The following is a 22,973-nucleotide window of genomic DNA, read 5'->3' as shown; positions in this document are numbered from 1 at the left end:
TCCTACCGGAGCATCTGGAGCGTCTAAGAGCTCACGAAAGGCAGGTAGGGACGGATGCTACCTTCGGAAGCGCCGTCAAAGCGATCGCGCCTAACTGCCCACGCACCGGCGAAGCCGTGCTTCAGGCGCTAACGGTTGCTCGGCGCATTGAAATCGACCTTACCCGTTCGCTGTTGGATACGACGCCGGTGACCATCCACTGAGGCGCCGGTATTTGCCCAGGATCCGGTCACCTCAATGGTCTGGGCCACTATCCAATCTATATCCGAAGCGCCTGTCGCCGGCATCATCTCGCTGCCGGCCACCTACCGGCGCGTTCCGAAAGGTTAGAATTCCATGGCGCACATCCGCTTTTTTCCCGGCGCAATCGTCGACGTTCGCGGAGCCGAATATCATCCTGCCTATGCTCACGGCCGCGTCCAGCTTACCCACCTGATCACGGGCGAGATCCTCAAGTACGAGCAGAAGGACGGATCGCTCGAATTGCCGACCGTCGAGCAATTCCAGCTTATGCAGCACGGTGGAGATGCTGTGACTCGAACGCCGCGTTCATCCGACACAATCCGCAATTACAACGATAGCGCAGAATGGACCCGCGATCAGGCGGGCGCGATCTCTTCCCGCGCTTTGCGTATGGCGACCGCTTGCCAAATGCTGGACGAACGGGGCGTTCCGCAAGGCACTGGTGCGATCAAAGCCGCCCTCGACGACTGCTGGACGCCCGAGTTGGCCCATCGATTCGGACAAAAACCTTCCGCATCGTCGGTGAAGAATTGGCGAAAGAACCGCGGCAGCATCGGAAATCGCCATCCTCGTCACATGGTCCCGCTGTCCGGCAGGCGCATCGTGCGTTCGCCGAACGGCAGCATCGATCAGCAGCTCCTCTGGACATGCGTGCTCGAGGGCAGGAAGGCGGGGCGCCACGTCGCGGACATTCATGCCGATTATGCCTATCGGCTCAATCTGGTGAATGACGGGCGTCACCCGTCCATCGACAAGCCGCACGAGCCTTTTGAGGTCTGCTCAGAGCGCACCGTGCGACGCCGTTTCAACGAACTAGAGTCGGACAAGACCTTGGCTACCTCCATAGAGGTAGAGGCCGTCAAGCAGGATTGGTCAGGAGCGGGCAAGCCGCTCGCGGCTGATTTCGTCATGCAGTATGTGATAGTGGATCACACTTGGCTCGACGTACATGTCGTATGTCCGGCCCTTCAGATGGTTCTTGGACGACCGTGGCTGACACTCGCTATCGACGTCAAAAGTCGCGCCATCGTCGGCCATCTGATAACCTTCCAAGATCCGTGCCGATGGTCGGTCAGCGAGATATTGCGGCGCATCGTGCTGCCCAAACGTCCCCCGCCGGCCATGACAAGCCGATATCCGGTTCTTGCGATGCTTTGCGGCAAGCCGGGCTGCCTGATCCTCGATAACGCCGTCGAATTTCGTAGCCACACGCTCGAAGCGGCAGCGCGGGATGCGGGATTTTCCGTTCGGTTCTGTCCGATCAAGCAGCCAACCTACCGAGCGATCGGCGAGCGTGCGATCAAAACCCTGAATGATCAGACAACCCGTCTGCTGCCAGGGCGAGCATTAACGCTGAACGATGCCAGACGTTGGGGTTACGACGCCGAGGCTCAAGCCATCGTCATGCTCGATGAGCTGGAGGCGATCGCGAACCAGATCATAGCATCCTACAATGTCGAGCCGCATGACGGCCTGGGTAGCCAGCAGCCTGCGCTTGTATTCGAACGTGATATCAATCGCTTCGGCATCAATGACTTCGCGGACTTTGCTTCGTTTGCACGCGACGTGATGGAGGTGCGCTCCGGCGCGCAGCTTTCCCCCTCCGGCATTCGTGCCTTCAACCTGCGCTATCATGAGATTCAGGGGGTGCCGGAACTATTGCGCGACCTTGTGCCCATCGAGCCGCGCCGCCAGCGGCGCAGCGATGCCACCGCGACCGTCGAGTTCCGCTACGACAGTATGGATATCAGTCGCATCCATGTCTGGAACCGCAAGACCCGGAAATATGTCGAACTGATGTGTGCCGACGAGAAGTACAGCAGCGGCATGCCCTTGTGGCTGCACGAGCAGATCGAACGCGAGGCGCAAAAGCAGGGGTTGGCGTTCAACACGCAAGAGGAGCGGATGAACGCCCGCGGGCATCTCATTGACGCTATCCGTAACATCAGCCCTGGCGACCTTGCAGCTTCACGAAAGCGCCTGGCCACCCTCATCGAAGTGCCACGCATAAGGCAAACTACAGGAAACATCGTTGATCTGGCTCACGCGACGCCCTCTTCGGTAACGCTTGGTGATTTCATCGCCAATGACCGCGCACGGTTGACCTCGCTCGACCAGGACATCCTCTCATCACGACCTGATCCGCGTACCAAACCGGCCAAATCGGCGCTCGAACGTCGCCGTGAGCATGCTGCGACGGGGCAAATCGAACTCGACGCCCCGGCTCGCAAGCGCCGGCTGCCTATGACCAAGGGGGGTACCAATGACCGAACGGTTCAGCTCTGCCCCCGAGCAGGAGACGACCGCCAACGCAGCCACCCGCGTCGGCAAGGCCAAGGCGCGGTTTGATGCCATTCGCGTAGATTACCCACCTCAGACGGCGGTTGTTGCAGCGCTTGATGAGATGCGCATTGCAGCGATAGGCCGTCCGGCACACGCTTCTTGCGGGGGAGCCATGCTTGTCGCGCCCCATGGTTGCGGCAAAACCGAGTCCATCGTTGCACTTCGCCGTCTCCTGGAAATATCGGCCGACGAGGGCTGCAAACCGTTGCTCCATGTCGAGACAGCTGGGGCAGGGACGACCGACTCCCTGCCAACCTCAATCCTGCAGGCTCTCGGAGCAGCTAGGCCGGATGTTGGCACCGAAAAGGCGCGCTGGCCAAGAGCGATCGCTGAGATGCGGCGCTGCGGTGTGCAGATCGTCGTCTTCGATGAGTTCAACCGCGCCGCACGTAGACCTCGAATGAGCCGTTCGATCGCCACGGCGATCCGCGAAAAGATCATGGACGCTGGTATCGCGCCGGTAGCCTTTGTCGGCTCGGAAGATGCCGGTTCGGTCCTGGCCCAAGTACCTGAATTAATGGAGCGGCTTGACGATGACATCGATCTGTCGCCGCTACGCTGGGACACGAAAGGGGACCGCGCCCTCTTCGTTAGCTTCCTGGCCGATCTGGACGATGCGATGGTGGATGCAGGCATTCTGGCTTGCCTGTCGGGTCTTACGCACGAGGGTATTGCGCGACCGCTTTGGGAAGCATCGGCGGGCAGGGTGCGGCGCATCTGCAAGATCGTGCGTGCCGCCATGGCGGTTGCCCTGCACGATGGCCGGGGCTCCATCGATCGGAACGATTTGGCAGAGGCAGTCGATAGCTACTGCATCCCCCGTGATTTCTGCCTGAGCAACCCGTTTCTCAGGCAGTCTGGGCAATGAGCACCGCTCTTTCGCCTTGGCGCGTAACGCGCGTTCTTCCGATAATCCCGGGGGAATCGTTGGATGGCTATGTCGCGCGCGTTGCGGCGGCTCATCACATGCCGCGAATGGCGAAGATCACCGAGGTCACGGGTGACATTCAATCGGACCGCCCTCATGCCTCCTTCTGCGACGATACGGGTCTGGAAATCCTTGCCGACTGTCTGGGGGTCAGTCCTGAAATCACCCGGTTGCATTCCCCGCTATGGTCACCCGATGCAAGAATGCTCAATCTCTTCGGGACGGTCGTACCTCGGGAATTTCTACAATTTTCCTACAGGCGCTTTTCACCCAAGGCATTGTCGATGTCCGCGCATCATCGTGGCCTATGGCAGGTCCGCCAACTCCCGATATGCACTGAAACATGGGAGTATCTTGAAGAGCACTGTCCGAACCCGTCCTGCCGTCGCCGTCAGATCTGGCGACGCACGGCAGGCATCGACCTATGTGATTATTGCGCAGAACCACTTACGCGTGCCCAGGCAATACCAGTGCCCGAAAACCTGCGTGAATGCCTCGGGATGCTCGTCGGCTTGATACACCATGACCCGGACAGGCGACGAATCGCCCGGTGTCATCTGCCACCTGATTTGGCCGAGTTGAACGGTGGACATCTCCAACTCGCTTGCACGCTCGCTCCAGTCGTCGACCGGCGGGTGACTTCCTTGTTCGGCGACAGATCGCTTTGTCTCGACAGCGCTCGGAACCATGTCGTTCCGGCCCTTGCAGCGACATGGCCCTTTCTAGCTGGCTGGCCTGGCGCGATCGAGCAGCATGTCGCCGAAAAGCTCAACGTCGGTGGTCGCGAGAAAGGTGGGAGTACCCGCAAAGCATTTTATCAGGTGCTGTGCGATCGCGACGATCCGCGACTGTCGCCTGTCGTCCAGAAGGTTCTTTCCCAACTCGTTGAGCGATGCCGGGCCGCACGCTCAAGTGGCGTTACCATCGCGGAAATGACGAAATTGACCGGTGCGGACCGGCCAACCCTTTTCGAAATGCGCAAAGCGGGCAAGTTGCCTTCGTTCCTGGCGCTCGACGGGATCAGGTTGCAGGTTCTCGTCGATCGAGAAGCGGTGGCGCCAATGCTCACCCGCAAAAAGACTCGCCTGCGTTTAGTTCATGCCGCCGAGATGCTCGGTACGCCGACGTACGCTATCCGCGAATTGGCTCATCTCGGCTTGGTAGCAGTTGCATCCGTACCGCCGGGCCGTGGAGACTCTCAGCAGCTCGCAGTGTGCCGAGACAGTTTGGAGGCCTTCCACGGCAAGTTGTCTCGCCGTTTAAGCCCGTCAAAAGGGGGGTATCCAATTAGGCTTACAGAGGCATTGCGGGGGATTGGCGGGTATTCAAAGCCTTGGGCGAGAGTGCTTGAAGCGATTGCGGAGGGCGACTTGGCGGCAAGCTCGGTTGATGGGGACGAGCCATTGGCGCAACGTATAACGGTTAGATCTGAGAGCATTCTTTCACTCGAATGTTTTCAGCAGACCGAAGGCATGGATTGGAGCGGCTGCATGGTAACAAAATCCGACCTTGCTGAAATGATGAACATCAGCCCCCCGCATTTTAGTCGCCATTCGGAGTTCCTGCTTGGACCCGGCCCCGCTTTTCGGGAGATAACTATGGATACGGCCCATGAATTAGCCCGAAGGTATATCAGCACGAGTGAGATGAGCCGAAAATTAGGTTTGTACCGGCGCGCAGTTGGCAATTTCGCTAGAACTCATGGAGTTAAACCTCAGGCTTCGGGCTTGTTCAGCCGTACTGAGGCCGAACAGCTCTTACCGGGTCTGCTCGTTAGCTGACACCGTGGTAGGAACCACAGCGGTATGATCGTTGCAGCCCTTCGTCGCTTAACCCGATTTTCGCGACATCTGTGAGAAGAACCGCGCTGTGAAACGTCGATGGCGACTGGCGTATATTGCAGGCACTAGATGCTATCCAAGGTGATGACGGGAAACACATGATAGGCGACACCCGGGCGTAAGCTTTTGCCAAACCAAACGCCCCGTAGGCTTTAACAATCGACAAACCCTGTCGCTTTGATAGTTTGTGTGGAAACATGCTTTTGAGGGTTTGTCGTACATGCTGGTCGGATACATGCGGGTATCGTCGGCCGACGATCGCCAGACGGTCGATCTTCAGCGCGATGCGCTGGTTGCAGCTGGCGTCGATCATCGTCATCTTCATACCGACAAAGCATCAGGCGCGCGTGACGATCGACCGGGGCTTAAAGCCTGTCTCGACTATCTGAACGCAGGCGACACGTTGGTCGTTTGGAAGCTCGACCGGCTCGGACGCTCGCTACCCCACCTTTTGGCGATCGTTACAGACCTGAAGGGGCGAGGCATCGCGTTCCGGTCCCTAACTGAGCAGATGGATACAACCACTCCCCACGGCGAGTTACTGTTCTCTATGTTCGGCGCATTGGCACAATATGAGCGTGCGCTGACGCGCGAACGGGTGATGGCGGGACTATCCGCGGCCAAACGCCGGGGCCGCCAGGGCGGCCGCCCGCCGATGATTGACGTTGAAACACTCGAACGAATTACGGCCGCGTTAGATGGCGGGGCCAGTAAGGCGTCTGTCTGCCGAACCTTTAAAGTGCCGCGCTCCACCCTACTTGGGACGCTTGCACGGATCGGCTGGACCGCGCAGACGAAAACTTAAGTCCCTGGTCGGCTTTGGGTTCTTCTCGCACGGGCGTCTCTCATAAGTATACTTCAAAAGGCCGATGCTCTGATCAGGCGGTTCGAGATGGACGGTCGTAACGATTCGGATGCAGAAGCCGGGACGCGATGAAACGGGCTACCGCGTTCCGAGAGCTCGCCGTCGGCGTAGTACCTCGAATGCTCCGCTTGCTTTAGCGAGCGCAACCTCCACCGCGTGCAGATCACTTGCAAGTCCCAACTCAGGTCGCGCAGCCATGGTGAGCACGGCAGAGAGCACAGCATCGGACTCGCGCGCTAGCCTCACCAGATGATGGCCGCTGGGTCCGACATTCCCGCTCAGCCAGTTCCGCGCCGTACGGTCGGACGCTTCTGTCCATCGCTGAATCTGCTTAGAGGCTCCGGCGCCTGTTCCAATCTCGGTCCGCAGGGCTTCGCTGATCGCAGCAATATAAGCGGCTTCGGTCAGCCTCCCTCCCTCATTTTGAAATCCCTTGCCGGTTTTCGGAAACATGTTGCCGTCCCTTTCAGGATAGTGGCGGCGGCGGGCGCGCGCGCCTTTGGTGAGAGGCCGCTAATGGTTATCAACTGGAACACACCCGACAATGACGAGTCACCGGTGCCACCACGCATACGAGCGGCTGAATACGTCCGCATGTCGACCGAGCATCAGCAATACTCGACCGACAACCAGGGGGTTGCGATCCGGCGCTTCGCTGACACGCATGGCTATGAGATCGTCCACACCTACAAGGACGATGGGAAGAGTGGCCTCAATCTCTCTGGCCGCACAGGTCTGAAGCTGCTGCTCGCTGACATCGAGGCAGGGCGTACCGACTTTCAGGCGTTGCTCGTTTACGACGTAAGCAGGCTCGGCCGCTTCCAGGATCCGGACGAGGCCGCTACGCATGAACTGCGTATTCGCGCTGCCGGCATTCAGGTCGAATATTGCGCTGAGCAGTTTCGCAATGACGGCAGCATCAGCTCATCGATAATCAAGACCGTCAAACGCACCATGGCAGCCGAATACAGCCGCGAGCTTTCGGTTAAGGTGTTCGCGGGACAGGCCAACCTTATACGGCGCGGTTACCGCCAAGGCGGTGCCGCCGGCTTCGGGCTGCGCCGGCTCCTCGTCGACGTGAATGGCGAACCTAAGGGCGAGCTCGGCCGCGGTGAACACAAGAGCATTGCGACCGATCGCGTCATCCTCGTGCCAGGGCCGCCTGATGAGGTGGCCCTAGTCCGAGAAGTCTATCGACTGTTCACCGATGCGGAGAAGTCGGAGCGTGACATCGCTAACCTGCTCAACAAGCGCGGGCTCGTCACCGATCTTGGACGCGCCTGGACCAGGGGCACCGTCCACCAGCTACTCATCAACGAAAAATATGTCGGCGACAACGTCTGGGCGCGCACATCATTTAAGCTCAAACGGAAGCACGTCTTGAACACTGAAGATGAGTGGATCAGGGCCGAGGGCGCGTTCACGCCCGTCGTCGACCGGGTCGTTTTCGCGCGAACACGCGCCATCATCGACGCGCGCTCTGCAAGGTTGAGCGACGAGATGATGCTTGCGCTGCTGGCATCTATCTTCAGCACCAAGGGTATGCTGACCGGTCTTATCATCGACGAAGCCGAGGAGGCACCGTCAAGTAGCGCCTATCGTAGCCGCTTCGGCAGCCTGCTGCGCGCCTACGAGCTGGTCGGCTTCGCCCCCGATCGTGACTATCGCTATTTAGAAATCAATCGGAAGCTGCGGCAGCTCCATCCCGCGATTGTCTACGATACAATGGCCGCGCTGGAGCAGGCCGGCGGCACCGTTGTTCGCGACGCTGACACCGACCTACTCACCATCAACGGCGAGTTCACTGCGTCGCTAGTAGTGGTGCGCTGTGCCCAGACCGCGGCAGGTACACTCCGCTGGAAGGTCAGGCTTGATACTCCACTCAAACCCGACTTGACGGTTGCGGTACGTATGGCACCGGGTAACGAGCTTCCCCGCGACTACTATCTCCTGCCCCGGCTCGACATCGGTGACGCCGTGCTGCGCCTATGTGAGCATAACGGCCTGTCGCTCGACGCATATCGGTTTGACGATCTGTCCGCCTTTCACCGCATGGCGGCGCGACGTTTGTGGAGGGCTGCCGCATGAGCACCGCCCGCCCCGCTCAGCGGGTGGAATGGATTCCGCTCGAGCGGATTACCGTTGTTAATCCGCGAGTCCGCAACAAGCGTTCGTTTACGGAAATCGTCGACAATATCGCTCAAGTCGGGCTCAAACGACCGATTACTGTCACGCGTCGAGTGGAGGCAGACGGGCCCTTCTACGATCTCGTTTGTGGTCAAGGACGCCTTGAAGCGTATCAGGAACTCGGACAGATCGAGGTGCCTGCCCTCGTCGTGTTAGCCGATCCCGAGGATTGTCTGATCGCCAGCCTGGTCGAGAATTGTGCCCGGCGCCAGCACAGTGCGATTGACTTGCTCCAGGACATCGGCGGCATGCGCAAGCGCGGGCACAGCTTGCCCCAGATTGCTCGCAAGACCGGCCTCACGCTCGAATATGTAAGTGGCGTCGGTCGCCTCCTCGAAAAAGGCGAACAGCGCTTGCTACGTTCGGTCGAAGCGCGGACTATTCCATTAAGCGTTGCCGTTGATATCGCTGAGGCGGAAGATCACGACGTACAGCGTGCTCTTCAACTGGCTTATGAAAAGGGAACGCTGCGCGGACGTAAGCTGATGGCGGCAAAACGCATCGTCGAAGAGCGGCGCCGGCGTGGTAAGCACCTAAGACAGCAGACCGGTAAGCCGCCAGTTAACCAGAAACTGTCGCCGGCAGCGCTGATCCGTGCATACCAGGAAGACGTCGATCGGAAGCGCGGCCTGATCCGAAGGGCTAACGTTGCACGTGACCGACTTCTTCTTGTTACCGAGGCGCTGCGCCGGCTTAGTCTCAGCGAGCAGTTTACGGCCCTAATCGAGGATGAGGGGCTCGGGACCATGCCCGAGAATCTCGCATTGCACCTTGATCGCATGGAAGCCTCGTCGTGAGCAGTCGGCACACGGCCATCCCAGTCAAGCTGGCTTTTGAGGAGGCGAGCCTTCGCATTCCTATTGACTGCATCATGCCGCTTCGCACGATCTCCGCGTCGGTGAAGAAGTCGGTAAAGTACGGGCAGATCGCCGCTTCCATCGCCGAGGTCGGTATCATCGAGCCGCCCGTGGTCGCTCGAGATGCAACCGATCCCGAACGCTACCATCTGCTTGATGGACATCTGCGTGTTGAGATCGTGCGGGAGCGCGGCGACACTGAGCTCGTATGCCTAGTTGCGACCGACGACGAAGCCTTCACCTATAACAAGCGAGTCAGCCGGATCGCGACCATTCAAGAGCATCGGATGATCCTGAACGCGGTCAAGAAGGGGGTATCTGAGGAAAGGCTCGCGCGGGCGCTGAACGTCGACATTGCCAGCATTCGAAAGAAGCGGAACCTGTTGGTTGGGATTTGCCCTGAGGCGGCTGAGCTACTTAAAGACCGGCACGTGCCCATCCACGTGTTCACCGAGCTTCGTTTTATGAAGCCCGTCCGCCAAGTCGAAGCCGCCATGGCTATGGTCACTATGAACCGGTTCTCGGTAAGCTATGCCCGTTCGCTAGTCGCCTCCACACCCGATGATCAACTCGTCGCCGGCAAGCCGCGGCGCATGGCCGGCCTAACCGAGGATCAGGTGGCGACAATGCAGCGCGAAAGCGAGAACGTCGACCGGCAGCTGCGCGCGGTTGAGCAGACCTACAGTTCTGATCAGTTCGACCTGATGCTTGCAGCCGGCTACGTGAACCGATTGCTTGGTAACGTCCGCATAGTCCGCTACTTGGCGCAGCATCACGCCGACATTCTCACAGAGTTTCAAAAATTGAGCGATCTGCAGAAGGCAGCGTAGCCGAAGCCTCGCCCTTCATAGCGGAGTTAAGAGAGGCGGCGACAGCTTTGGCCCGCATCGGGCGTGCCTAGGTGAGCGTCTTGCCAAAAATGGTAAGGGCGGCACCCGACTTGGCCATCGCACGATCATCAGGATGATACGGGGCCGTGTCATGTCTCAACATGCTCTGGCGGAAGATCGGAATGGCAAGCGCGATCAGGTGCGGTGCGTTAGCTACGGGCTTCAACCTCGGTCAGTGATAAATCGCGGCCATGTTATTTGTTGGTGAGCGAGAGTACATCGGGGCGCGAAGCCGCCGGGTAGTCAATTGCCACCATGCCGCTCGTACCAGGCGCTGCTTGCTACTGCTTCGACCCCATAATTCGCCAATCCGCCACGCGAGATGCCGGAGGGCAGGGGCTTGGGTGATCGTCTAGGACAAAATCTTGTCAAAAAATTGCGTGATCGGTCAACAATTCTGTCAGCTGGTTTTGACAGATCATGTTCTGTTCTGACGTGAGCGGTCAGGTTTATGTGTCAAAGGACACGCTTCACCTTCTCGACGCCTAGACCGAACCTCCATGACAGAGGTATGCGACGGCGTGCCGTCCTGTGGGATCGGCCGGGTGCAGTTCTGCCGCATATTTGCTGATGCCCCATTGTCGGTTTGGACCATCGCTGCGGACTCAGCGGTGGTCTGGCTTTGCAGTCTTTGGGCGTTCCGTAGCGGCTCTGTCGGTGTTCGGGCGACACAGGCGGGTCAGAGGCTGGCACGCTATGCCCAGGCTCGAGCAACGCTGCTTGCCATCGGTCGTCGTGCAGGCGCGGCATTCGCGGCGTGTATCGATGCATCCTTGCGGTGCTGCGAGCAGGAGCGCGAACATGAGAACCATCATCTTGTCCTTACATCGCGGGAAGTGTCAGCAGATTGCAGGCGCATGCTCTGCTGCGTCAAGCGACGGATCGGAGCCGCAAGAAAGCGGACTGCGGTCTATGTCTTCGGTGGCCACGCAACGGTATCATGGTCAGGATGCTGAAGGGATCTAATTCCTGCCAGATGCTCCGCCGCTCGTGGCTCATCTAGCGGGTGTTCGGGGAGATTCGCCAATGCCTGAACGTCGGCGATGCGCTCGGACGACGCGAGCTGTTCGGTCAGATGAACCAGGCGTGGTTCGTCCATGGCACCGAGCGTGAAACAGATGCTTCCCTCACCATATTCGAAGGTGAGCGGCGTGCCACAATCCCGGCAAAACCCGCGACGAGCCTTGTTCGAACTCTGAAAGTGACCGGGCTGACCACGGGTCCAGGTCACGGCAGACAAGGGCGCTCCGACATAAGGCCCGAACAGTCCGCCCGTTGCCTTCTGACACATTCGACAATGGCAGATGGAGGCGTCTTCCAGATCGGCGTCAATCCGGAACCGCACCGCGCCACACTGACATCCTCCAGTGCTGGTCATCATCGCTGTAGAATTCCATATCGGTCGACCATTCGCAATGGGGACGACGCGGAATATTCGGGGCGGAGCGGCAAGCGGAACGGCAGCATCTGAGGGGGGGCGTAGCTAGCCACACCGAACGCGGCGTCTTTGCCGAAGGTTAAGGCACTTTGGGAGGCGCGACGAACCCAGTTGAGCTTGCGAAGCGACGATTTTGCCGGGCATGATCTGATAAGATAACGAGCAGCAATCTGGTGGAGAGATCCGGTGGCAGACGCTTCCAATTGGCTCCTTGATCATACCGGCATCGGTGTCACTGACATCGTTCGATCGGCGCGGTTCTACGAAGCAGCACTTCGCCCCCTCGGGGCTAAAGTCGTCATGCGGATCAACGCGACTATGGGGCCGGCGGACGAGGGCGACGCCGACTTGGCAGGCGTCGCTTTCGGTACCGAATATCCCGCGTTCTGGCTCGACGTTTTCCATCCAACCGGCGCGAGGCAACACACGGCGTTCCGCGCTACATCGCGCGAAGCTGTCGAAGACTTTTACCGCCACGGGCTGGCTGCGGGAGGGGTGGATAACGGCGCACCCGGTCTGCGTTCGGATGGCTATCCCGAGGGCTATTATGCGGCCTTCATGTATGATCCCGACGGAAACAATATTGAGGCTGTGTACCGTGAGTCGAGGGGGGTGACCTGAGGCGCTTACCCGGTCCCGATCGGAAGCCCCTGACAGGGCTTCCCGATCTCCCATCCGCGAGATGGGACATCGGGAGTAATCAGTCTCACCGATGTGGACACGATGCCCGATCATGCATGATTGATCGATAACCATCTTGTTTATGCACGGTGTGAGGGTTAGGAACAGCGGATGCCAAATGACATCCCGTCCAGCCGTCGCGATACGATCCTTGCCCGTCTATCCCTGGGCGAACCGGTTCATGCTGGTGCGCTTGCCAAGGAGTTCGGCGTTTCCGAGGATGCGATCCGGCGGGATCTGCGGGGTCTTGCCGCGGAGGGCCTGTGTCGCCGCGTCTATGGCGGCGCCTTGCCCGTCGTCGAAGGGGCGAGGCCGATGGCCGAGCGCGTCGGCGAAGATGTGCACAGGAAGCGGACGCTGGCTGACGCCGCCGTTAGACACATCGAACCGAGCAGCCTTGTTTTCATCGACAACGGCAGTTCCAATCTCGCCCTTGTCGAGACGCTGCCGTCCTATCTCAATCTGACCATCGCGACGAGTTCGGTGACGATCGCCGCGGCACTCCAGCATCGCGACGACATCGATCTGCTGGTGGTGGGGGGCATGATCGACCGGATGGTCGGCGGCGCCGTCGATGGTACGGCGCTCGAGGCGATCGCGCGGCTCAATATCGACCTGTGTGTCCTCGGCGCGTGCGCGGTTTCCGCCGAGGGGGGCGTCAGTGCTTATGACCCGGCCGACGCCAATTTCAAACGTGCGCTGACCGCGCGCAGTCGCAGCACGATCGTCCTCGCGACGAACGACAAGCTCGGCCAGCACGCCCCGCACCGGGTCCTCGGCGTCGATGCCCTTACGCAGATCGTCGTCGAGCACGACGCCGATGCCGACCTTGTGCGCGATCTGACGAAGGCCGGCGCCACCATCGCGCGTGCCGACCCGCGCTGATCCAAGGATATCCGCCAGTGACGATTCAAAATTCCGGCGCGCGCCTTGCGACGCGCCTGGCCTTCCTCGTGTCCGGCTTCGGGCTCGCCTGCTGGGCGCCGCTCGTTCCACTTGCCAAGCAGAGGCTGGCGGTCGGGGACGGATCGCTCGGGCTGCTGCTGTTGTGTCTCGGCCTCGGCTCGGTGGGCGCGATGCAGCTTGCGGGGCCGCTGACCTCGAAGCTCGGCGCACGACCGGCGATCCTCGTCGGCGGCATCGGGCAGGCGATCCTGCTGCCCTTCCTCGCCTTTGCGCCCACGGTGCCGACCATGGCGGTCGCGCTGCTGCTGTTCGGCGCGTTCCTCGGCGTGATCGAAGTCGGCATGAACGTGCATGCTGTCGAAGTGGAGAAGCAGGTCGGCACGCCGCTGATGTCCGGGTTTCACGGGTTGTTCAGCGTCGGCGGCTTCGTCGGATCGGCGCTGCTGACCGCCGTCCTGTCGTTAAGGATCAGTCCGGTCGCCGGGGCCGTCGCAGCATCGGTCCTGATGATCGCGACGCTCGCATTGGCCGCGCCCCGGCTGATCCCGACCCCCAGGACCGAGGAGGCCCCGCTGGTCGTGATCCCGCGCGGGATCGTGATCCTGCTCGCGGCGCTCGCGGCGATCACCTTCCTGACCGAAGGCGCGATGCTCGACTGGGGGGCGTTGCTGCTGAGCGGCAAGGGCCTGTTGCCGGTCACGCAGGCGGGACTCGGCTACAGCGTCTTTGCGGTGGCGATGACCGCCGGGCGGCTGACCGGGGATGCGATCGTCGCGAGACTCGGGGATCGGCGGACGATGCTGTGGGGCGGGCTGCTCTCGCTGCTTGGCTATGGCGTCATGCTGCTCGCGCCGGTCGCATCGGTCGCGCTCCTCGGGTTCCTGCTGATCGGTCTTGGTGCGTCGAACGTCGTGCCGATCCTGTTCCGCCAGGCCGGCACGCAGACCGTCATGCCGGCGGGCCTCGCGATCGCCGCGGTCACGACGATCGGTTATGCCGGGATTCTCGCCGGTCCCGCCGTGATCGGCTTTGTCGCGCAGGGCATCGGCCTGCCCGCCGCCTTCTGGCTGCTCACGGCCCTTCTGTGTTTCGTGCCGCTGTGCGCGAAGGCCGCCACCGCCAATGGACGTAGATCATGATCCTTCCCGACACCGCGTTCCTGCATCGCCTTGCCGACCTTGCCGATGCCGAGACGATGCCCCGCTACCGCATCGACATCGCGGTCGATACCAAGGTGAAGGAGGGGTACAGCTTCGACCCCGTGACCGAGGCGGACCGGGAGGCGGAAGTCGCGATCCGCGCCGAGATCGGTGCGCATTTCCCCGGCCATGCCATCCTCGGCGAGGAATTCGGGCTGACGGGCAGCGGGCGTGTTCGATGGGTGCTCGATCCGGTCGATGGGACTCGCCCGTTCATCTGTGGCCTGCCCGTCTGGGGGACGTTGATCGGGCTGACGGTCGACGGCCGGGCCGAGCTGGGGATGATGAGCCAGCCCTTCACGCGCGAACGCTTCTGGGCGGATCGCGACGGCGCTTGGACCGAGCGGGACGGTGTGCGCCGCCCGCTGGCGACGCGCGACGTCGGCAGCCTTGATCGCGCGATCCTGCACACCACCTCGCCCGAGCATTTCGGCGACGACCTCGCGCCCGGTTTCGCACGGTTGAAGGCGGCTGTTCGGATGATCCGCTATGGCGGCGAATGCTCTGCGATGGCGATGATCGCGGCAGGCCGGATCGACCTCGCGATCGAGCCCTCGCTCCAGCCCTATGACATCGTCGCGCTGATCCCGATCATCGAGCGCGCGGGCGGTGTCGTCACGCGCCTGGACGGCGGCAGGGCCGAGGAAGGCGGCGCGGTGCTGGTCGCCGCGACTCCGGCACTCCATGCCGAAGCGTTGCGGATCCTGGGATGACCGCTTCCTCGCCGCCCGTGGTGTCACGTCCTGCCCGTCATCGCGCGGATGTCGGCGTGCAGCGTCGGCCCGTCGGGGTTCTAGCCCGGCCGCTCGCGGGTCAGCGCGCTCGACGCCGCCATGTCCTTCGACACGAAGGCAGCGAGCCAGCCGAAATGCGCGCCGGCTTCGTCTGCGCTTACCGACGTCACGGCAGGCCGAAGGTTTTGCCGATCTTCTCGGCAATCGCGCGGTAGGGAATCGCTGTCCGAGGTTGGCCAGCTCGTCACCGAGCTGTGCGCGACCAGTCCCGAATTCGCGGCGTTATGGGCGGACAATGACGTGCGCTTCCACGGCGAGGGCACCAAGCGGCTGCACCACCCCGTTCTGGGCGCGATGGAGCTGGGATATTCGGGCTTTGCGGTCGATGGTCGTCCGGACCTGGGCATGATCGTCTACAACCCGGTCGATCCCGATATGGCCGATCGCATCCGCGCGATACTCGCAGGCTAGTCATCAAGCAGGCAGCAGACGTTTTCGTGTCTGGCGTCGGATGTTCCTTAGGATCCCGATGGGGAGATGAGGCGCACGGACGAGATGCAGAACAAGCGACACGCGTGATACAGAAGGGTACGCTTAGCCTGAATGCCGCCGACGCGCCGTTCCGGCTTTCGCGGCGGAGCGGCGCGTCGTCGTGCGGGGCGTTCAGCGGGCTTCGGCGATCAGCTTTGCGGCGGCGGGGGTGTTCCATTCATAGCCACCCAGCATGCGCCAGACTTCACGCCCGTCCGAATCGTAGAGGATCGTGGTCGGCAGGTTCGCCTGATAGGCGATGCTGAGCGAGGCCTTGGAGTCGAGATAGGGTTTCAGCGTCGTGAACGCCTTTTGCGCGAAGAACGGCGTGACCTTCTCGGCACCCTGAAGGTCCTGGCTGACCGCGATGACCTGGACCTTGTCCTTCAGGCTGCCCGCGACCGCATCGAGCGTTGGCATCTCGGCGACGCAGGGCGCGCACCAGGTCGCCCACAGGTTGAGCAGCAGCGGCTTGCCCTTGAAGCTGGCGAGCGTGACGGACTTTCCATCGGGGGCGGTGAAGCTGGACGTCGGCCCCGTTTCCCCCTTGTGGCTGCGGTCGATCTTGTCGACCGGGGCGGCGGGGGTGCCGGTCGCTTCGTCGGGCGAGGCCGCGACTTCGTCCGATGCGGCGCCATTGCCCATTGCGGCGCCTGCCGCGTTTGCTTGCTCCGGAGCCGGCGATTTCCTATCGCAGCCCGCAATCAGCATTGCGCTACCCAGGAGACAGACGATCGACGCCCTTGAGAGCAGAGAAGGGGAGGACATGGACGGCTCCAATGCGATGTGGGGTGGACGCTTCGCCGAGGGTCCGGCCGCGGTCATGCGGGAGATAAACGCCTCGATCCCCTTCGACAAGCGACTGTGGAAGCAGGACATCGCCGGCTCCAAGGCGCATGTCGCGATGCTCGGCGCGCAGGGTATCGTCTCGCCCGACGACGCCGCGACGATCGCCGCGGGACTCGACCAGGTCGCGGCGCGTTATGCCGCCAATGGCGTCGCCGAGGACCTCGTCCTCGAGGATATCCATATGCAGACCGAGGCGCGGCTGGCCGAGGCGATCGGTCCGGTCGCGGGGCGTCTGCACACCGCGCGCTCGCGCAACGACCAGGTCGCGACCGATTTCCGGCTTTGGGTTCGCGATGCGATCGACCAGGTGCTCGCGGCACTCGGCGGGTTCCAGGCGGCGTTGCTGACGCGTGCCGAGGAGCATGCCGCGAGCGTGATGCCGGGGTTCACGCATCTGCAATCCGCGCAGCCGGTGACGCTCGGCCATCACCTGATGGCGTATCACGCGATGATCGCGCGCGACGTCAGCCGGTTCGCCGATGCGCGCGTGCGGATGAACCGCTCGCCACTCGGCTCGGCGGCGCTGGCGGGGACGGGGTTCCCGATCGACCGCGAGATGACCGCGCATGCGCTCGGCTTCGACGGTCCGATGACCAACTCGCTCGACGGGGTCAGCGACCGCGATTTCGCGCTCGATTACCTCGTAGCAGCCACGCAGTGCGCGCTGCATCTGTCGCGGCTGGCGGAGGAATTCGTGCTCTGGGCGTCGCAGCCCTTCGGCTTCGTCGCGCTCAGCGACCAATGGTCGACGGGCAGCTCGATCATGCCGCAGAAGCGCAATCCCGATGCCGCCGAGCTCGTGCGCGGGCATTCGGGGCGGATCATGGGGTGCATGACCGCGCTGATGGTGACGATGAAGGGGCTGCCGCTCGCCTATTCGAAGGACATGCAGGACGACAAGCCGCCGGTGTTCGAGGCGCACGACCTGCTCGCGCTGTCGATCGCGGCGATGACCGGGATGGTCGAGAGCGCGACGTTCCGGACCGAGCGGATGCGCGCGGTGGCCGAGGCGGGCTTTGCGACCGCGACGGACCTTGCCGACTGGCTGGTGCGCGAGGCGGGGCTGCCGTTCCGCGAGGCGCATCACGTGACCGGGCGTGCGGTGAAACGCGCGGAGGATCTGGGCATCGCGCTCGACGCTTTGTCGATCGAGGATCTGCAGGCGATCGATGCGCGGATTGATGACCGGGTGTACGGCGTATTGTCGGTTGATGCGTCGGTCGCCAGCCGGACCAGCTTCGGTGGCACCGCACCCGACAATGTACGCGCCGCGATCCGCGCCGCACGGGAGACGAGCGAATGACACGCCTGATCCTTCTCGCCGGACTGACCCTGTCGGGTCTGTCGTTGACCGCCTGCGGGGCGGCCGACGGGCTCGAGCCCGCGCCTGGCAAATCGCTGCCGGTCGCGCCTTACGGGGCGAAGACGACACCGACGCCGACCGCGCTGCTGACGCCGACGCCGCAGCAGCGACCCGAACGCAGTGATGAATTGCTCACCAGCTCGCGCGAGCGGCGGAGCGACGAATTCAACCTGCCGCCTTCCAACTGATCACAGGCCAGCATGGACCATTTCCACTATCGCGACGGCGTCCTCCATGTCGAGGACGTCGCGCTTCCCGCGATCGCCGAGGCGGTCGGGACGCCCGTCTATGTCTATTCGACCGCGACGTTCCGCCGTCACGCGCAGGTGTTCCGCGACGCGCTGAAAGGCGCGGGGCGCGTGCATCTGGCCTATGCGATCAAGGCCAATCCGAACGTCGCGGTGCTGCGCGTCCTGGCCGATGAGGGCTACGGTGCGGACGTGGTGTCGGCGGGCGAGATGGCGCGCGCGCTGGCGGCGGGCATCCCCGCGTCGGACATCGTGTTTTCGGGCGTCGGCAAGACCCGCGACGAGCTCGCCCGCGCGCTTGATGCCGGGATCGGCCAGTTCAACCTCGAGCTCGAGGAAGAGGGCGAGGTGCTCGCCGCACTCGCCCGCGATCGCGGCATTCGTGCACCGGCGGTGCTGCGCGTGAACCCCGATGTCGATGCGGGCACGCACGCCAAGATCTCGACCGGGCGCAAGGAGAACAAGTTCGGCGTGCCGATCGACCAGGCGCCGGCGATGTTCGACCGGTTGTCGAAGCATGAGGGGCTCGACCTGCGCGGGGTGGCGATCCATATCGGCAGCCAGCTCGCCGATCTCGCCCCGCTCGAGGCGGCCTATGCGCGGATCGGCGAACTCGTCGCAGAACTGCGCGCGGCGGGGCACGTCATCAGCCGGGTCGATCTGGGCGGTGGTCTCGGCGTGCCCTACAAGCCCGACGACGTGCTGCCGAGCCCGGCCGAGTACGGTGCGATGGTCGTGCGCGCGACTGCGGGCTGGGACGTCGAGCTGATGTTCGAGCCGGGGCGCGTGATCGCAGGGAATGCCGGCGTTCTGCTGACCGAGGTCATCTGGGTAAAGCCGGGGGTCACCAACCCCTATGTGATCGTCGATGCGGCGATGAACGACCTCGCGCGCGTCGCGATGTACGATGCCTATCATGATTTCGTCGCGGTCGAGCCGGGCGGCGAGCGGATGACCGCGAACATCGCCGGGCCGGTGTGCGAGACCGGCGACACCTTCGCGATGGGGCGCGACATCGACGTCGTGAAGTCGGGCGATCTGGGCGTGTTCCGCACCGCAGGCGCGTACGGCGCGACGATGGCGTCGACCTATAACAGCCGCGCGCTGGTGCCCGAGGTGCTGGTCGATGGCGACCGGTTCGCGGTGGTCGCTGACCGGATCGAGCCCGAGACGATCCTGGCCGCCGAGCGCGTCCCCGAATGGCTCAAGCGGTGAGCCTGCACAGCCTGCCGCTGTTCGTGCGGCTGGCGGGTCGCCCGGTCATCCTGCTGGGCGAGGGCGAGGCGGCGGATGCGAAACGTCGGCTGCTCGACCGGGCCGGCGCGCATGTCGTCACCGATGAGGCCGCCATGGCCGCGCTGGCGATCGTCGCGATCGACGACGAGGCGGAGGCGCTCGCGGCGGTCGCGCGGCTGAAGGCGCGCGGTGTGCTCGTCAACGCGGTCGACCGGTCCGAGCATTGCGACTTCACGCTGCCCGCGATCGTCGACCGCGAGCCGGTGCTGATCGCGATCGGGACCGGCGGCGCGTCGGCCGGGCTGGCGGCGGCACTGCGGCAGCGGCTCGAGGCGCTGGTGCCGGCGGATCTGGGCGGGCTGGCAAGCGCACTGCAGCGCGCACGCGGGGCGATGCGCACGCGCTTCCCCAATAGCGGCGCCAGACGGCGTGCGCTGGCCGATGCGCTCGCGCCGGGGGGCGTGCTCGATCCGCTCGGATCGTCGCGCGACGTGGCCGGCTGGCTGGCAGGGGGATCGGTACAGGACGGGACGATCGTCCGGATGACACTCGCATCGCGTGATCCCGATGATCTGACATTGCGACACGCGCGGGCGCTCGCCAGCGCGGACCGCGTCTATCACCGCAGCGACGTGCCGCCGGCGATCCTCGATCGCGCGCGCGCGGATGCCGCTCGGATCCCGTGCGATGCGCCGCCCGATGCGCAGGGTTCGGGGCTGGTCGTCGATGTGGCGATGCGCACGTGAGCGGGTTCGGGTTCAAGGTCGCTGACGGAGTCGCGTCGCGGCTCGCGGTCGAGGCGGCGCCGGCCGCGAGCGGCGATCTGGTCTGGGTGCATTTGTCGACCACCGAGGACGAGGCGCAGGCTTGGCTTCGCAACGAGGCCGGGCTCGAATCCTATGTGATCGACGCGCTGACCGCGACCGAGACGCGGCCGCGCTGCGAGGCGGTCGGCGAGGGGGCGTTCCTCAACTTGCGCGGGCGGACGAACGAGGAGATGGATTCGTCCGACCTGCTCGCGTCGCTGCGCATCTGGGTGGTCAAGGGACGCGTCTATTCGCTGACGCGCAAGCCGCTGGTCGCGATCCCGCTGGTTGAAAAAGAGGTCGAGGCGGGGCGGGTGCGCGATCCCGGCGACCTGATCACCGCGTTCGCGACCGCCATCACCACCGATCTCGACCCCGAGGTGGCGGCGCTGGGCGACGAGCTCGACGATTGCGAGGAACGGCTCGACGCCAAGCATGTCTTCGCCCTGCGCCGCACCGTCAGTGAGGTCCGCGTGGCGGCGATCAGCTATCGCCGGTTTCTCAATCCGCAGCGTGCCGCGCTCGAGAAACTGGCCGCGCTGCCGGGCGACTGGCTGCGCGACGACGACCGGCTGCATCTGGCGGCGGCGGCGGACCGCGCGGCGCGGATGGCCGAAGAGCTCGAATCAATCCGCGAGCGATCCGCGCTGACGCACGAGGCGCTGACCGACCTGCGCGCAGAGCAGATCGACAATCGCTCGCTGATCATCTCGGTCGCGGCGATGGTGTTCCTGCCGCTGACGTTCCTGACCGGGCTGTACGGGATGAACGTGAAGGGGCTGCCCTTTGCCGAGGAGCCCTGGGCGTTCGATGCGATCGCGGGCGGCTGCCTGGTGATCGCGCTGGGTATCGTGATCTACTTCGTCCAGCGGCACTGGTTCGAACGGTAGCGGCTCAGGCCGCGCTGGCGGTGCGCCAGGCCTGCGCGATCTCGTCGAGCGTGTCCGCGGTGGTGCGGAAGATCGAGCCGTCCTGGCCGACCGAGGCGTCGACGATCGTCCGGCGCGCGCCTGCATAGAGCCGCGCGAGCGTTTCCGACACCGCGCCGCCGCGGTCGAAGTCGAGCCCCGCCTCAAGCGCGAACAGGATCGCGGTCGCGCGTGTCACGCGGTCGCTCTTGGTCGCATATTGGCGGTTGTCGGAGGCCCAGGCGGCGGCACGCAGCGCCGCGACCAATTCCTTGTAAAGCAGCTGGACGAGGCCCGGGCCATCGGTCGTGGTGCGGCCGACCGCGTCGATCTGGCGATAGGTGGCGAACGGGTCGCGCGTGAGGGTGGTTGCGTACATCACGAGTCGCTCTTGTTCCAGGCGGCGATCTGGTTGGTGAGGAAGCTCTGGATCGACTTGTACGACGACACGCGCGAATTCATGCTTGAGAATTGCTGGGTCAGGCGGGTGGTCATCGCCGCGGACTGATCCGCGATCTTGGCCTCGGCATCGGCGATCGCGGACTGTGCCGCGGTGTAGCGCGTCTGCGAGGCGCCGAGCCCGATCGTCGTATTGGTCGCGCTGGTCGTGATCGCGTTCAGCACCGCGCCAAGCCCGGCCTTGCCGTCCGCCGAGCCGTTCAGCATCGTCTCGATCGCGGTCGAATTGGTCAACATCGCGTTCGACAGTGCGGCGGCATCGACGCGCAACGTGCCGTCACGATTGGTCGCGACGCCGATCTGCGCGAGCGTCGTTGGGCTGCCGGCACCGGTGTCGCCCGACAGCGGCGCCAGCGTCAGCGCCTTGAGCGACGACAACAGTGTCTTTGCCGCCGGGTCCGCGCGCAGCACGCCGGTCACCGGGTCGGTCTGCTCGGTGAGCGTCGCCATGACCTGGTTATAGGTCTCGACGACGTCGGATACCGCCTGCGACAGCGCGCTGGTCGGCGTCGTGCTGCCCAGCGTGACCGGGCCGGTCGACACGGCGTTGAGCTGCAGTTTGACGCCTGTCACCAGGTTGTTGATCGTGTTGCTCGCGCGCTCGACCGCGATCCCGTCGACGGTCAGCTTGGCATTCTGTGCAGCCGCCGTGACGCTGGTGTTGGTCGCGCCGGGACCGACATTATAGGCGGCCAGCTTGCCGCTCGTATCGGTCGTCGCCGTCATCGTGAACGCCTGCGATGCGCCGGTCGCGCCCTTCATCGACAGATAGGCGCTGCCGTTCGAATCGGTCACGACCGAGGCGGTGATGCCTGCGCCCTTCGCGTTGATCGCCGCGGCGATGCCGTCGAGGCTGGCGTCGGTAACGTCGATCGTCACCGCGGTGCCACCGCCTGCGGTGAAGCCGGTCATCTTGGTGCCTGCCGCGTCATAGGTGGCGGTGCCGAAGTTGAGCGTGAAGCTGCCCGAGCCGATCACCGCGGTGCGATCGGCGACCGCGGCGGTGGTGCGGATCGTCTGCGCGCCGGCGAGCTGGTTCACAGAGATGGTCGACGACAGCCCCGAGACCTTCGCGCCCGCCAGCGCGCTGACGCCGAGCGCAGCGGTGTTGGAGCTGGTCGGCTGGCTGGTCAGCGTGCCGCCCTTCACCAGCGCGGCATAGGCGGTCGAGAAGCCCGAGATCGCGCTCTTGAGCGTTGCGAGCCCCGAGATCTGCGTGGTGATCGTCTTCGACTTGGCGGTCAGCTGCGCGGTCTTGGCCGCGAACTGCGCCTCGACCAGCGAGGGCACCAGGCTTGCGGTGTCGATCCCCGAGCCGGCATTGAGCGAGGTCAGCAGCGACTGCGCCGCGTTCTTCGTCACGCTCGCCGCGGTCGGCGTCGGCGTTGCCGCCGGGGTCGGCGTCGCGGTGCTGCTCGTCGTCGAAATTGCCATGCCGGAATCCTTGCGCGCTCGAATGGA

The 22,973-nt window shown here is 63.6% G+C and carries 20 protein-coding genes and 2 pseudogenes; 18 read left to right on the top strand and 4 right to left on the bottom strand.

Features of this window, described 5'->3' with window-relative positions; all coding sequences use genetic code 11:
* Positions 1 to 336: 336 nt before the first annotated feature.
* From FHY04_RS06615 to FHY04_RS06585, 7 genes are all read left to right on the top strand, one after another.
* A complete protein-coding gene (locus FHY04_RS06615) occupies positions 337 to 2,592 on the top strand; it encodes a DDE-type integrase/transposase/recombinase (RefSeq protein WP_183935899.1) in 2,256 nt (751 codons plus the stop codon).
* Positions 2,507 to 3,454 (top strand): TniB family NTP-binding protein, encoded by a 948-nt coding sequence (locus FHY04_RS06610; protein ID WP_183935898.1) that lies wholly within the window; start codon positions 2,507 to 2,509, stop codon positions 3,452 to 3,454. Before FHY04_RS06615 ends, FHY04_RS06610 begins: the two co-directional genes overlap by 86 nt.
* Positions 3,451 to 5,295 carry a TniQ family protein gene (locus FHY04_RS06605; RefSeq protein WP_260171369.1) on the top strand — a complete coding sequence of 615 codons (1,845 nt, stop codon included), beginning with the start codon at positions 3,451 to 3,453 and terminating at the stop codon, positions 5,293 to 5,295. Before FHY04_RS06610 ends, FHY04_RS06605 begins: the two co-directional genes overlap by 4 nt.
* A gap of 280 nt (positions 5,296 to 5,575) precedes the next feature.
* On the top strand, positions 5,576 to 6,160 hold the full coding sequence (locus FHY04_RS06600) for a recombinase family protein (RefSeq protein WP_056409626.1): 585 nt from the start codon (positions 5,576 to 5,578) through the stop codon (positions 6,158 to 6,160).
* A gap of 576 nt (positions 6,161 to 6,736) precedes the next feature.
* Entirely contained in the window at positions 6,737 to 8,308 is a 1,572-nt protein-coding gene (locus FHY04_RS06595; protein WP_133029722.1) for a recombinase family protein, read from the top strand.
* The gene (locus tag FHY04_RS06590) at positions 8,305 to 9,204 is read left to right on the top strand and encodes a plasmid partitioning protein RepB C-terminal domain-containing protein (protein ID WP_056409769.1); all 900 of its coding nucleotides are present in this window, start codon (positions 8,305 to 8,307) and stop codon (positions 9,202 to 9,204) included. The genes FHY04_RS06595 and FHY04_RS06590 overlap by 4 nt, the downstream gene beginning before the upstream one ends.
* Positions 9,201 to 10,094 (top strand): plasmid partitioning protein RepB C-terminal domain-containing protein, encoded by an 894-nt coding sequence (locus FHY04_RS06585; protein WP_242197624.1) that lies wholly within the window; start codon positions 9,201 to 9,203, stop codon positions 10,092 to 10,094. The genes FHY04_RS06590 and FHY04_RS06585 overlap by 4 nt, the downstream gene beginning before the upstream one ends.
* A 970-nt stretch (positions 10,095 to 11,064) precedes the next feature.
* On the opposite strand, the gene FHY04_RS06580 is transcribed toward FHY04_RS06585, so the two are convergent.
* Entirely contained in the window at positions 11,065 to 11,535 is a 471-nt protein-coding gene (locus FHY04_RS06580) for a GFA family protein (RefSeq protein ID WP_159512185.1), read from the bottom strand.
* A 243-nt stretch (positions 11,536 to 11,778) separates the two neighbouring features.
* Between FHY04_RS06580 and FHY04_RS06575 the strand changes: the two genes are divergently transcribed.
* From FHY04_RS06575 to FHY04_RS06555, 6 genes and pseudogenes are all read left to right on the top strand, one after another.
* On the top strand, positions 11,779 to 12,213 hold the full coding sequence (locus tag FHY04_RS06575) for a VOC family protein (RefSeq protein WP_183935896.1): 435 nt from the start codon (positions 11,779 to 11,781) through the stop codon (positions 12,211 to 12,213).
* Between the two features lie 171 nt (positions 12,214 to 12,384).
* A pseudogene (locus tag FHY04_RS23025) lies at positions 12,385 to 12,549 on the top strand (HTH domain-containing protein); the annotation flags it as partial.
* A 39-nt stretch (positions 12,550 to 12,588) separates the two neighbouring features.
* Complete coding sequence (locus FHY04_RS06570; protein ID WP_260171368.1) at positions 12,589 to 13,158, top strand: DeoR/GlpR family DNA-binding transcription regulator; 570 nt, start codon at positions 12,589 to 12,591, stop codon at positions 13,156 to 13,158.
* A gap of 17 nt (positions 13,159 to 13,175) precedes the next feature.
* A complete protein-coding gene (locus tag FHY04_RS06565; protein ID WP_183935894.1) occupies positions 13,176 to 14,318 on the top strand; it encodes an MFS transporter in 1,143 nt (380 codons plus the stop codon).
* Positions 14,315 to 15,091, top strand: coding sequence for a histidinol-phosphatase (gene hisN / locus FHY04_RS06560; RefSeq protein ID WP_183935893.1), 777 nt, complete (start codon positions 14,315 to 14,317; stop codon positions 15,089 to 15,091). The genes FHY04_RS06565 and hisN overlap by 4 nt, the downstream gene beginning before the upstream one ends.
* A 240-nt stretch (positions 15,092 to 15,331) precedes the next feature.
* Positions 15,332 to 15,583: pseudogene (locus tag FHY04_RS06555) on the top strand (transcriptional regulator); the annotation flags it as partial.
* Positions 15,584 to 15,775: 192 nt separating this feature from the next.
* Here FHY04_RS06555 and FHY04_RS06550 read toward each other — a convergent pair.
* Positions 15,776 to 16,288 (bottom strand): TlpA disulfide reductase family protein, encoded by a 513-nt coding sequence (locus tag FHY04_RS06550; protein WP_260171367.1) that lies wholly within the window; start codon positions 16,286 to 16,288, stop codon positions 15,776 to 15,778.
* 139 nt (positions 16,289 to 16,427) lie between these two features.
* Between FHY04_RS06550 and argH the strand changes: the two genes are divergently transcribed.
* The 5 genes from argH to FHY04_RS06525 are packed head-to-tail and all read left to right on the top strand — an operon-like array spanning position 16,428 to position 21,035.
* Positions 16,428 to 17,795 (top strand): argininosuccinate lyase, encoded by a 1,368-nt coding sequence (gene argH, locus FHY04_RS06545; RefSeq protein WP_183936160.1) that lies wholly within the window; start codon positions 16,428 to 16,430, stop codon positions 17,793 to 17,795.
* The gene (locus tag FHY04_RS06540) at positions 17,792 to 18,043 is read left to right on the top strand and encodes a hypothetical protein (RefSeq protein WP_031394336.1); all 252 of its coding nucleotides are present in this window, start codon (positions 17,792 to 17,794) and stop codon (positions 18,041 to 18,043) included. Before argH ends, FHY04_RS06540 begins: the two co-directional genes overlap by 4 nt.
* 12 nt (positions 18,044 to 18,055) lie before the next feature.
* Positions 18,056 to 19,318, top strand: coding sequence for a diaminopimelate decarboxylase (lysA, locus tag FHY04_RS06535; protein ID WP_183935890.1), 1,263 nt, complete (start codon positions 18,056 to 18,058; stop codon positions 19,316 to 19,318).
* Positions 19,315 to 20,085, top strand: coding sequence for an NAD(P)-dependent oxidoreductase (locus FHY04_RS06530; protein WP_183935889.1), 771 nt, complete (start codon positions 19,315 to 19,317; stop codon positions 20,083 to 20,085). The genes lysA and FHY04_RS06530 overlap by 4 nt, the downstream gene beginning before the upstream one ends.
* Positions 20,082 to 21,035 carry a zinc transporter ZntB gene (locus FHY04_RS06525; protein ID WP_107931217.1) on the top strand — a complete coding sequence of 318 codons (954 nt, stop codon included), beginning with the start codon at positions 20,082 to 20,084 and terminating at the stop codon, positions 21,033 to 21,035. The genes FHY04_RS06530 and FHY04_RS06525 overlap by 4 nt, the downstream gene beginning before the upstream one ends.
* A gap of 4 nt (positions 21,036 to 21,039) precedes the next feature.
* On the opposite strand, the gene FHY04_RS06520 is transcribed toward FHY04_RS06525, so the two are convergent.
* Both FHY04_RS06520 and fliD read right to left on the bottom strand, forming a co-directional pair.
* Positions 21,040 to 21,432 carry a flagellar protein FliS gene (locus FHY04_RS06520; protein WP_043158241.1) on the bottom strand — a complete coding sequence of 131 codons (393 nt, stop codon included), beginning with the start codon at positions 21,430 to 21,432 and terminating at the stop codon, positions 21,040 to 21,042.
* On the bottom strand, positions 21,432 to 22,946 hold the full coding sequence (gene fliD, locus FHY04_RS06515; protein WP_183935888.1) for a flagellar filament capping protein FliD: 1,515 nt from the start codon (positions 22,944 to 22,946) through the stop codon (positions 21,432 to 21,434). Before fliD ends, FHY04_RS06520 begins: the two co-directional genes overlap by 1 nt.
* Positions 22,947 to 22,973: the final 27 nt, after the last annotated feature.

This window comes from Sphingomonas sp. BK481 (genome assembly GCF_014194875.1).
Taxonomy (GTDB): domain Bacteria; phylum Pseudomonadota; class Alphaproteobacteria; order Sphingomonadales; family Sphingomonadaceae; genus Sphingomonas; species Sphingomonas aerolata.
This window is presented reverse-complemented; position numbering and strand designations above follow the sequence as displayed.

Excerpts from the sequence above, each read along its gene's own strand:
- FHY04_RS06615 (WP_183935899.1), top strand. The coding sequence starts at position 337 with ATGGCGCACATCCGCTTTTTTCCCGGCGCAATCGTCGACGTTCGCGGA.
- FHY04_RS06610 (WP_183935898.1), top strand. The coding sequence starts at position 2,507 with ATGACCGAACGGTTCAGCTCTGCCCCCGAGCAGGAGACGACCGCCAAC.
- FHY04_RS06605 (WP_260171369.1), top strand. The coding sequence starts at position 3,451 with ATGAGCACCGCTCTTTCGCCTTGGCGCGTAACGCGCGTTCTTCCGATA.
- FHY04_RS06600 (WP_056409626.1), top strand. The coding sequence starts at position 5,576 with ATGCTGGTCGGATACATGCGGGTATCGTCGGCCGACGATCGCCAGACG.
- FHY04_RS06595 (WP_133029722.1), top strand. The coding sequence starts at position 6,737 with ATGGTTATCAACTGGAACACACCCGACAATGACGAGTCACCGGTGCCA.
- FHY04_RS06590 (WP_056409769.1), top strand. The coding sequence starts at position 8,305 with ATGAGCACCGCCCGCCCCGCTCAGCGGGTGGAATGGATTCCGCTCGAG.
- FHY04_RS06580 (WP_159512185.1), bottom strand. The coding sequence starts at position 11,535 with ATGATGACCAGCACTGGAGGATGTCAGTGTGGCGCGGTGCGGTTCCGG.
- FHY04_RS06570 (WP_260171368.1), top strand. The coding sequence starts at position 12,589 with ATGGCCGAGCGCGTCGGCGAAGATGTGCACAGGAAGCGGACGCTGGCT.
- hisN (WP_183935893.1), top strand. The coding sequence starts at position 14,315 with ATGATCCTTCCCGACACCGCGTTCCTGCATCGCCTTGCCGACCTTGCC.
- FHY04_RS06550 (WP_260171367.1), bottom strand. The coding sequence starts at position 16,288 with ATGGGCAATGGCGCCGCATCGGACGAAGTCGCGGCCTCGCCCGACGAA.
- argH (WP_183936160.1), top strand. The coding sequence starts at position 16,428 with ATGTGGGGTGGACGCTTCGCCGAGGGTCCGGCCGCGGTCATGCGGGAG.
- FHY04_RS06540 (WP_031394336.1), top strand. The coding sequence starts at position 17,792 with ATGACACGCCTGATCCTTCTCGCCGGACTGACCCTGTCGGGTCTGTCG.
- lysA (WP_183935890.1), top strand. The coding sequence starts at position 18,056 with ATGGACCATTTCCACTATCGCGACGGCGTCCTCCATGTCGAGGACGTC.
- FHY04_RS06520 (WP_043158241.1), bottom strand. The coding sequence starts at position 21,432 with ATGTACGCAACCACCCTCACGCGCGACCCGTTCGCCACCTATCGCCAG.
- fliD (WP_183935888.1), bottom strand. The coding sequence starts at position 22,946 with ATGGCAATTTCGACGACGAGCAGCACCGCGACGCCGACCCCGGCGGCA.